We start from the raw sequence: 8,348 nt of genomic DNA on the forward strand, positions 1-8,348 counted from the left end.
TCAGATCCTTTCGGGCCTGATTCCCAGTCAGCGGGCTTGTCATCCCGGCCGTTGGGCCGTTCCGACACCCGAACTCTAGCGGATTCGTCCCGGCGATTCATAATCGCGTCCCCGAAATGAATTCCGGCATGCCGAAATCATCCCGAGTGGGAGACCGTACAGAGTTTTGGTTGCCGCAGTTGCGACGGGATCGGCTGGCGGGGAACCATTCCGGCTCCACGACAACTCGGAGAACCTTACGGATCAGAGGGATGCGTGTCAACCTCGCCAGGTCGAACCCGGCGGGGCCGCGGTGCTCGGCCGTCGTGCGGCTGCGTCCGGGCGCGCAACGCGTCATATGTATGTGCCAGTTGGCAACCCGGCTCTGCCCCGTCCGTGGCACCCCGGCGCTGGTTCGTCGAACGCGCCCACGCCCAGAGCGTGTCTCCTTGGCCCTTGGGTCAGTTGAGTGGATGTGTCTGTCCGACCAGTGATCACTGATGCGATGTGGGAGCGGATCCTCGCGGCTGTCCTTGCAGTGGTGGATACCGAGGACGAGGTCGGCTGGACCGTCTCGGTCGACTCCACCGTCTACCGAGATCACCGGCATTCGGCCGGAGCCAAGAAAGAGGGGCGCCGGACCGGTCCGAGCCCGAGGACCACCGGCCGCAGGACTGTCGCCGGCCACCGTGACCCGGCTGACCAAGCAGTGGGGCGACGACGACGCCGCCTTCCGAACTCGCGACCTGTCCGATCGTGACTTCGTCTACGTGTGGGCCGACGGCGTGCACCCCAAGGTCCGTCTCGGCCGGGCGCACTCGTGCGTCCTGGTCCTACTCGTCGTCCGTGTCGACGGCACCAAGTGGCCCCAGGCCGTCGCGGAGATCACCGAGGATCGGGAGGAGCTCTTGGCGTACTAGGACTTCGGTCAAGCTCCGCACCAAGGTCACCCGCGGCGTCGGCAGCCCGGTCACAGCACTAGCGACGGTGTTCAGGCTCGTCGAGTCGGTCCGGGCCCGATGGCGGGCGATCACCGGGCGCCCACCTCGTCGCCCTGGTCCGCTCGGTCTGCCGCTTCGAGGACGGCATCCTGGTCGAGCGTGTGGAAGCGGCGGCTTGAACCCGCAGCCGGTGGACATGTCCGGGCGCTACATCAGGTCGCTGATCACCGGGTGCTCGGGCGAGGCAGGGCAGGTGAAGATGCGCATGGTCTCGGTCAAGGCGAGTCGCACACTTGTAGGCGATTGACGCCGCAGGCGGCTGTCCACGGGACCATCCAGGAATCCGGTCGGGGCCCAGCTCGCCGTGCCGCCGTCCCACTCGATGCTGGCCACCGCGGCGACGAACCGCATCTCGCTGCCGCACGAATGGCACCGCGCTGGTCCGAAATAGCCCTGGTAGTTCCAGGGCTCGTGACCGCCGAGTTTCCATCCCGGAGCGGTGGAGGGCTCCCAGTGGAATCGGGGTTCGTAGTCTTCCGGGTCATCGGTGATGTCGCCGAAGGTGGCCATCTCCCACTCGTCGACCCGCTCCTCGAATTCCTCATCCAGGACACCAGGATGCGGATACTCGGTGACCGGCTCCGGACGAAGCCGACACGGTGACGGAAGGTAGCCCGGCTCGCCGACGACAAGCGGCTCCTGCGGCGCCGAGAGTCTCCCGGAGAGACCGGTGCTGTTGCGGTAGAAGACCTGACCGAACGGACCGGCGACAGCGGCTCTGCCTCGCGCGGCCGGCGTGAGTGGAAGGGCACGCTCGGCCCGACGGGTGCGCTCCCCCTGCCGGAGGCGGATCCCCGCTCCTCTGCGGCGCCGGGCACGCCCCGGTCCGTCAGACGTCCACCCCGGCCGCCCGCACGATGATCTTGCCCTGGTTCTCGCCCCGCAGCATCCCCAGGAACCCGTCCACGATGCCGCCGAAGCCGTCGACCACGGTCTCATCGAGCGTGACGCGTCCACTCTGCAGGTGCGGCACGGCGAACTCGTACAACTCTTCCTGAACGTCACGATAGTTACGGACCAAGAAGCCCTCCATGCGCAGGCTCTTCTCGACAATGTCGGGAAGGTTGCGTAGGGCGTAGGGCGTGCCGGTGCTGTTGTACTGGGCGATCGTGCCGATCCGCACGATCCGTCCGTACTCGCGCAGCGAGGAGATCGCCGCTTCGAGGTGCTCGCCGCCGACATTGTCCATGTAGAGGTCGATTCCGTCGGGCGCCGCCTTGGCGAGCAGCTCGGCCGCCGGGCCCGAGTGGTAGTCGAAGACCTCGTCGTAGCCGACGTGTTCGGTCAGGTAGGCGGCCTTCGCCGCCCTGCCCACGCTGCCGACCAGCCGTCCCGCGCCCATCAGCCGGGCGAGCCGCCCGGTGGCCGTGCCCACACCGCCGGCCGCCGCCGAGACAAACACGTCCTGCCCCTCGCGGAGTTCGGCAATGCGGGTGAGACCGACGTAGGCGGTCAGGCCGGTGCCGCCGAGGATGCTCAGGTGCGCGGAGAGCGGTACGCCGTCGAAGCGGGGGACAGCACGCACCTCTTCGGAGGTGACGACAGTGTGGGTGCGCCAGCCCTGCCGGTGGAAGATGATCTCGCCCTCGCGGAGCGCCGGAGCGCGGGAGTCCACGACCCGGCCGATAGTGCGGCCCTCCAGGGGAGCGTTCAGCGCGAAGTCCCCGTCCATCATTTCGCGGTGGTAGGGGTCCACCGACCAGTACAAGTTCTCCACCAGTGCCGTTCCCGGGCCGGGTTCCGGTATCGCGGACTCGACGAAGGCGAAGTGGTCGGGGGTGGGGAAGCCATGGGGGCGGGCGGTCTGGTGCACGGTGAGCGCGGTCTCGGTCATGACGGTGACCGTACGGAGGAACACGGAGGCCGGGGAGAGTGTTCCGCTCATGGAACGACCCGATCCATGAAGGGCCCTCATAGAAGCAGGTGGGAACCCCTATGACAGCCTCAGCCCCCATAATCCCCGCACCCACTGCGGCAGCCGCCACCGACCTCGCCCCGCACGAGCTCCGCATCCTCGTGGCCGTCCACCGCGAGCGCGGGTTCTCGGCGGCCGCCAAGGTCCTCGGACTGACCCAGTCCGCAGTCTCGCACTCCATACGCGGGACGGAACGCAAGGTCGGAGCGGTCCTCTTCGAGCGGGGCCGGAAGGGCGCGACGCCCACCGCGGCCGGTACCGCCGCTGCCGCCCACGCCCGCCGGGTCCTGCGGCTCCTGGACACCCTGGCCGCAGAGGCCCGCGGCGCCGAGCGGGGCACGGTTGCCGGCCCGCTGCGCATCGCCGCCTTTCGTAGCGCCGCCCTCTACCTGCTACCGCCCGTCCTGGAGCGCCTCACCGCCCGCCACCCCGGCATCGAACCGGAGGTGCATGTCGTCCGCGAGCTGGGCGCGGGCACCGCCGGCGAGGTCGCCGAGGGGCGCGCGGACGTGGGCATCGCAACAATCGGCGCCACCTCGCCCGTACCCGCTGGACTCATCGGCGACGTACTCATCGAGGAGCCCTACTCGCTGGTGCACCCGGTCGGCCACCCCGCCCCGCGCTCCCTGCCGCTGGTGGACTGGCACGAGAACTGCGGCTCCTACACCCGCCAGTGGTGGGCCGGGCAGGACTGGATTCCGAAGGCGACCGTCCTGACCGAGGACGACGGAGCGGTGCTCTCAATGGTGAGCAGAGGCCTCGGCATGGCGATCATGCCCGCGCTCTCGCTGAACGAAGCTCCGGACGGCATCGAGATCACCGATCTCGGACCCGAGCGCCCGACCCGTTCCGTGGGCTACATCACCACCCCGGAGTTGGCCTCCAGCGTCTCCGTCCGCGCCCTGATCCGCGAGCTCAGAGCGGCCCGCCAGTGAAGCCGGGGTCGAGTATGAGCGGAGCAGAGAGCGCGGTTTGGTGTCACATAAGTTGGCACCTGGTTGAGGACGAGACCGTCGGAGCGGGCCGGGGTGGTGTGTTCGGCTGTCTCACAACCATGAATGTGACACAGGCGGCCGACGCGGGATCGCGGAGCCTGGTGAGCGTGGACTCCACCTCGTGTCGAGCCCATCAACACGCAGGTGGAGCACTGCGCAGGCCACCACGGGTCCCGAAGCGGAGATCAACGCCACGGCAGCACCACCCCGACGAAAGGTCTCGGCCGTCCGTGGCGGACTGACCTGCAAAGACCACCTTCCTGGGGAGGGCGGCCGCCAACCACTGGCCCTGCTGATTACTCCCGGCCAGTGGGGCGACAGTCCGCAGTCGGTCCCGGTCCTTCAACGCATCCGGGTCAAGCGGCCCGGGCAGCGGTCATTGGCGTGGCCACGCGCGCTACGACAAGTGCGCCTACGTCTTCACAGGAACGGTGACCGCCGCGTCAATCCGGCTGTGGCTCAGCCAGTGACGCCCAATGCCGTGCTCACCTGCGGGATATGTGCGGGCGGATTCAGCGGATGCGCCATTCGTCGTCCGGAATACTGGCTTTACCGAGCAGTGGTGACGCCACTTGTCGATGGGTTTGGGAGGCGCCCCGATCCACGGTCGGGCGATGTTGACGAGATTGGGAGGCATGGCGGCTCTTGCCAGGGCAGCATCGGGATGCTCTTGGTGAAAGATGCTGGTCATGCCGCAGATGGTGCGCTCGGTACTGTCCCGAGAAGGGAACTCCGCAGCGCCCTGGGCGTGGAATTTGGAAAGGGAACCGGTGCTGGCCCAGGCAATTGGAGCCGTGCTGCCGGCAGCGCTGGCGGTCGCACCCAGCCCCTTCCCTCTGATCGGGATCGTCCTGATCCTGGCCGGCCGACACGGCCGACGCAACGGGCTGCTGTTCACGGCTGGGTGGATCGCCGGGCTCGGGATCGTGGCAACGCTCGTCGTGGTCGTGCTCGGTGGAGCCGACGACCCCGAAAGCCCGTCATCAGCGATCGCGGACTGAGGACGGGTACTCGCCGGAGTGGCCCTCATCGTGCTGGGGGCGCGCAAATGGTGGCAGCGTCCGCGTGCCGGCAACGAGACCGAGACGCCACGCTGGATGGCGTCACTCGATGACGTCTCGGCCCTGCGGGCGCTGCTCCTAGGTGCACTGCTGTCGGGCGCCAACTCGAAGAACCTCGTCCTGACGGCCTCGGCCGCCACGTCGATCGTCGAAGCGGGGGCTCACCATGCCGATCTCACCGTAGCCATCACCGTCTTCGTTCTCGTCGGCTCCTGCACTGTCCTGGGCACCGTCATCATCCATTTCGTCGGCGGACAGCGCGCGGCATCGTTCCTGGGCAGTGTCAGGCAATTCATGATCACCAACAGCACCGTGATCACCGCGATGGTGCTTCTCCTTCTGGGCGCCAACATCCTCGGCGACGGACTCACCGGACTTGGTCGGTGACTCCTCCCATCGTGAGCATGAGTGAGGCGTCGAGCCGAGCGATTTCGTTCACACTCTGAGCAGGATGCGGGGAGATTGCAGAACCCCATCATCCCGATGACCGACTCGCTCTCGTTCACCACGCATGAACCCCACGGACGGGCCCTCATCCAGTCACAGCGCACCGAGTTTCGCCCGGCCGCCAGTAGCCTCCCGCCATGGGAGAAGCCGAGATCCGGGTCGTGGTCCGTAAGTTCGATGGCAGGGCGGGGAGGGCGAGGTCTACGCAACCGAAGAGCGACGAGTCATGCTCTTTCCGCGCGGCGCCTGGTGGACGGCCCTGTTCCAGGCAGCTCCAGCTCACCTGGACGTCTACTGCGACGTCACCACTCTGCCCGATTGGCTGCATAAGGGGGAGGTGGCCACGGTCGACCTGGATCTGGATGTCTGCCGGATACGGCAAGACGGATCTGTCTTCGTGGACGACGAGGATGAGTTCGCCAGTCATCAGAAGCAGTACGGCTATCCACGAGACGTCATCCCGCGTGCGGAGAGTGCCGCCGAGTGGCTGTCAGCCGCGCTGCGCGACGGTGCAGAACCCTTCGGAAGCCGCTACCGCACATGGCTGGACCAGGTCAGTTGAGCTTGGCTCTGGTGTTGGTCAAGCTGCGGTGGCGAGGGGGCGTCCGCCCCAGCGGATGCCCTTCTCGCAACGGATTCGAGCTCGATCGCGGCGCTCGGCGGCCAGGACCTCCCGGTGGCGTGCGTTGGCGTTGCGCCAGCGCAAGTAGGCGTGCAGGGCCCGGGTCTGCACCGGGTGGTCGGGGTGGTTCGAGTTGGCGATGGTGAACTTTCGCAGCGGCCCGAAGTGGGCCTCGATCGGGTTGGCCCAGGACGCGTACGTCGGGGTGAAGCACAGTTCGAGCCGATTCTTCTTTGCCCAGCGACGGATCTTCTCGCTCCTGTGGGCGTACAGGTTGTCCGTGATCGCGCAGATCGGGGCACCGTCGGGGCGGGCGGCGCGGATCGACTTCAGCGCGGCCAGTGTGTTCGCGTTGAATCGGTGGATCACATCCCGCACGGTGTCCTCGTCCGCCGCCACTAGTTGCGCGATGACCGGGACGCGGTTTCCGCCGGCCGAAGCCAGGAGCATCATTGCGCGCCGCTAGCGCACCAGCTGGCGCTGCCTCGGCGCACGATCTGCTGCAGCTTCTGCCCTTCCTGGTCGGTAAGTCTGCGCACACGGACGGGCTCGGCCACCGCACCTCCACAGGTCGGATCAGACGTCACCGCATATCCAACCGCCCGACCACCAAACCGGCGAACCCACGCGGTCACGGCACTGGACATCGACCGCACAGCTGCTCGAAGGGACCGAACCTGCCGACCTGCGACACGACATTCGAGGTGCATCCGCACGCCTCCATCGCGACGGTCGCTTCCTGCAAGCTCATGCCGAAGCTCAGCGGGCCGACACGCTCAAGCGGCGCATAGTCCCACTGCGCTCGATCGGATTCGGGAATCGCCGCCCACGGATCAGGCCACACGTCCGGATACTCCTTCGAGCTCCGCCTGTGACCCTATTGCCTGCGGTGATCGGCAAGATCCGCCGGACAGGGCCTAGCCGCGGGGTTGCAGGATGTAGAGGTCCCAGGAGTCGGGGTCGCCGACGTAAACGAAGAGCTTCGGATGCTCGAGGCTCCCGAACACCTGCCAGGTGTCCATGGAGCAGTCGTCGACGGACACGTCCACCTCCTGGTACCACGGTCCGGCACCCGGGTCGTACTGCCAGGTTCCGGTGCCGGTGCACTTGTGCACCACGGGTTCGGAGGAGTCATCGATGCCGAACGTCTCGACGCGGGTCGCCGTGGCCTTGCCGTCTGCCGTGAGGATGAGCGTCCCGCCCTTCCCGTCGGACCATGTCCGGGCGACCCGTTCCGCGCTCAGCTGCGGAGGCTCGTACCCGATCCCGGCGTACAGGCCGATGCCGGCGAGCGTGCCGGCGATGACGACAGCGAGCGTGCCGTACAACGCCATCCGCCCGAACATCGCGCCACCGGAGAGCTGCCGGCGGTCCGGCAACAGCAGCCTGCGGGCGACCAGCGTCGTGGCGGCGAGCGCCACCGTCACAGCGAGCCAGCCGCCGAGGCCCGCCAGGAGACCGGCTTCTCCGAGCACTGCCACGGCCAGGGACGGCGGGGCAGTCACAGCGGCTGCCAGCGCCGGGACCCACCACCACGCGCCGTGCCCCGAGAGCCTACGGCCGAGCCATCCGGCCACGACCAGGAGCGGCATCACGACGCCGACCGTCAGCAGGGCGCCGAGGACAGCTCCGGCCACCGCCACGAACGGCACCATCATGATCAGGAAGAAGACCCCCATCACGTTGTAGGAAAGGCCCGGGCTTTCCTGGGTCTGCCCCCACACGAAGAGCGCGATCGTCCCGATCACTGCCTCGACGAACAGCACCGCCATCGAAACCGTCAGCACCGCGCCGAACCTGTCCCTCACGCGCGCCTGCGTCTGCCCCGGATTCTGCATTTCTGAACGCATTCAAAATCCCCTCCCACCGCGCATCCTCCTCCATGCGGAGCTGGTCCGTGCGACCGGGTCCCCCTTCGGCGGGCGCCGTCCCGCACCAGGGCCAAGGGCGGGAGCAGGCAGAGCCCTCCTGACAGGGGGGTGCCGGCGGCGAACTGCTCCGACGGGGCGACAACGCGGACGGGCTGTGCCGAAGGGATGTACTGATTGCCGGTCGAGGACCGTGCAGAGGATCCCTTCAGGGGCCCGAAGGTCTGCGTCATGAGGGGCGATCGGCCTGTAGATGTGGCAGAGGTCCGAAGCTCCGTCCGCGCACGCGTGCCCAGCTGCGAGCGGGTGGGAGAGCTCCCCTGCCGGTGTCGATCGCCGCAGCATCGCCGCCTATTGGCCTCGTAAACGCAGAAAAGCCCCGCACCAGAGGTGCGGGGCTTTCCCGGAATAATTGTTCGGCGGCGTCCTACTCTCCCACAGGGTCCCCCCTGCAGTACCA

At 67.7% G+C, this 8,348-nt stretch carries 7 protein-coding genes and 4 pseudogenes; 6 read left to right on the top strand and 5 right to left on the bottom strand.

The genetic code is table 11. From position 1 onward, the window contains the following. Positions 1-478: 478 nt before the first annotated feature. Both ACFVXE_RS38095 and ACFVXE_RS38100 read left to right on the top strand, forming a co-directional pair. A pseudogene (locus ACFVXE_RS38095) lies at positions 479-703 on the top strand (IS5/IS1182 family transposase); the annotation flags it as partial. Next, on the top strand, positions 669-899 hold the full coding sequence (locus ACFVXE_RS38100; protein ID WP_389678300.1) for a hypothetical protein: 231 nt from the start codon (positions 669-671) through the stop codon (positions 897-899). The pseudogene ACFVXE_RS38095 and the gene ACFVXE_RS38100, both read left to right, overlap by 35 nt. Positions 900-1,127: 228 nt before the next feature. Here the strand turns inward: ACFVXE_RS38100 and ACFVXE_RS38105 are convergent, their stop codons facing one another. Together ACFVXE_RS38105 and ACFVXE_RS38110 are read right to left on the bottom strand one after the other, a co-directional pair. Next, positions 1,128-1,490, bottom strand: coding sequence for a hypothetical protein (locus ACFVXE_RS38105; protein WP_389678302.1), 363 nt, complete (start codon positions 1,488-1,490; stop codon positions 1,128-1,130). Between the two features lie 319 nt (positions 1,491-1,809). After that, positions 1,810-2,814, bottom strand: a complete 1,005-nt coding sequence (locus tag ACFVXE_RS38110) for an NADP-dependent oxidoreductase (protein WP_389678311.1) — start codon at positions 2,812-2,814, stop codon at positions 1,810-1,812. A gap of 101 nt (positions 2,815-2,915) precedes the next feature. Here ACFVXE_RS38110 and ACFVXE_RS38115 point away from each other — a divergent pair, with 101 nt between their 5' ends. Together ACFVXE_RS38115 and ACFVXE_RS38120 are read left to right on the top strand one after the other, a co-directional pair. Next, a complete protein-coding gene (locus ACFVXE_RS38115) occupies positions 2,916-3,830 on the top strand; it encodes a LysR family transcriptional regulator (protein ID WP_389678304.1) in 915 nt (304 codons plus the stop codon). A gap of 122 nt (positions 3,831-3,952) precedes the next feature. After that, positions 3,953-4,257, top strand: a pseudogene (locus ACFVXE_RS38120) (IS5/IS1182 family transposase); the annotation flags it as partial. A 45-nt stretch (positions 4,258-4,302) separates the two neighbouring features. Here the strand turns inward: ACFVXE_RS38120 and ACFVXE_RS38125 are convergent. Beyond that, positions 4,303-4,581: a hypothetical protein gene (locus ACFVXE_RS38125; RefSeq protein WP_389678305.1), complete on the bottom strand. Its 279-nt coding sequence runs from the start codon at positions 4,579-4,581 to the stop codon at positions 4,303-4,305. Positions 4,582-4,588: 7 nt separating this feature from the next. Between ACFVXE_RS38125 and ACFVXE_RS38130 the strand changes: the two are divergent. Together ACFVXE_RS38130 and ACFVXE_RS38135 are read left to right on the top strand one after the other, a co-directional pair. Continuing rightward, positions 4,589-5,338: pseudogene (locus ACFVXE_RS38130) on the top strand (GAP family protein). Positions 5,339-5,624: 286 nt separating this feature from the next. Continuing rightward, positions 5,625-5,960 (top strand): DUF402 domain-containing protein, encoded by a 336-nt coding sequence (locus ACFVXE_RS38135; protein WP_389678307.1) that lies wholly within the window; start codon positions 5,625-5,627, stop codon positions 5,958-5,960. Between the two features lie 18 nt (positions 5,961-5,978). Here ACFVXE_RS38135 and ACFVXE_RS38140 read toward each other — a convergent pair. Together ACFVXE_RS38140 and ACFVXE_RS38145 are read right to left on the bottom strand one after the other, a co-directional pair. Continuing rightward, a pseudogene (locus tag ACFVXE_RS38140) lies at positions 5,979-6,577 on the bottom strand (transposase). Between the two features lie 360 nt (positions 6,578-6,937). Beyond that, positions 6,938-7,828 (bottom strand): hypothetical protein, encoded by an 891-nt coding sequence (locus ACFVXE_RS38145; protein WP_389678309.1) that lies wholly within the window; start codon positions 7,826-7,828, stop codon positions 6,938-6,940. Positions 7,829-8,348 lie beyond the last annotated feature (520 nt).

The organism is Streptomyces sp. NPDC058231 (assembly GCF_042882275.1).
GTDB lineage: Bacteria > Actinomycetota > Actinomycetes > Streptomycetales > Streptomycetaceae > Streptomyces.

Bases quoted from the DNA above. Each gene is read 5' to 3' on its own strand.
- ACFVXE_RS38125 (WP_389678305.1), bottom strand. From the start codon at position 4,581: ATGACCAGCATCTTTCACCAAGAGCATCCCGATGCTGCCCTGGCAAGA.
- ACFVXE_RS38135 (WP_389678307.1), top strand. From the start codon at position 5,625: ATGCTCTTTCCGCGCGGCGCCTGGTGGACGGCCCTGTTCCAGGCAGCT.
- ACFVXE_RS38105 (WP_389678302.1), bottom strand. From the start codon at position 1,490: ATGGCCACCTTCGGCGACATCACCGATGACCCGGAAGACTACGAACCC.
- ACFVXE_RS38110 (WP_389678311.1), bottom strand. From the start codon at position 2,814: ATGACCGAGACCGCGCTCACCGTGCACCAGACCGCCCGCCCCCATGGC.
- ACFVXE_RS38115 (WP_389678304.1), top strand. From the start codon at position 2,916: ATGACAGCCTCAGCCCCCATAATCCCCGCACCCACTGCGGCAGCCGCC.